The following is a 574-nucleotide window of genomic DNA, read 5'->3' as shown; positions in this document are numbered from 1 at the left end:
CGATTGCGCCGGTCGGCCGATCCGGCCGGACAATTGCACGAAATCGGCGAACTGAGGAGCCTTGGGTTAGGCGGTGCGTTTTTCGGCGGCTATACAACGCCAATTGGCTTTGCCCTGAACCCCCGAAAGTATCTGTTCGGTTTGGCTGGCGCCGCCCAGGCAAAGGGCGCAACTCTGTTCCAGAACAGCCCGATCACGCAGATCAAACAGACCGCCTCGGGATTCGTGCTGACCTCGCCTGCGGGTCACGTTCGTGCTTCGAACGTTCTGGTGTGCACAAATGGCTACTCAAGCGAGGATCTGCCGCCCTGGTTGGCCGCGCGTTATATGCCTGCACAGTCAACGGTTCTTGTGACGCGGCCTCTGACTGATGTCGAGCTGCAGGCGCAAGGCTGGACGTCGGATCAGATGGCCTATGACACGCGTAATTTGCTGCACTATTTCCGATTGATGCCCAATCGACGATTTCTGTTTGGGACACGAGGGGGGCTGCTTTCATCCCCTGGGGCTGAGGCGCGCATTCGGCAAAAGGCCTTCGGGGATTTCAGGCGGATGTTCCCCGCCTGGGACACGG

General features: G+C 59.6%; 1 protein-coding gene. It reads left to right on the top strand.

Annotated elements, in window-relative coordinates:
- The coding region (locus ACR0EL_RS22615) for an NAD(P)/FAD-dependent oxidoreductase (protein ID WP_480502373.1) at window positions 1-574 on the top strand (574 nt) is incomplete at both ends.

This window comes from Ruegeria sp. AH12, assembly GCF_056541465.1.
This window is presented reverse-complemented; position numbering and strand designations above follow the sequence as displayed.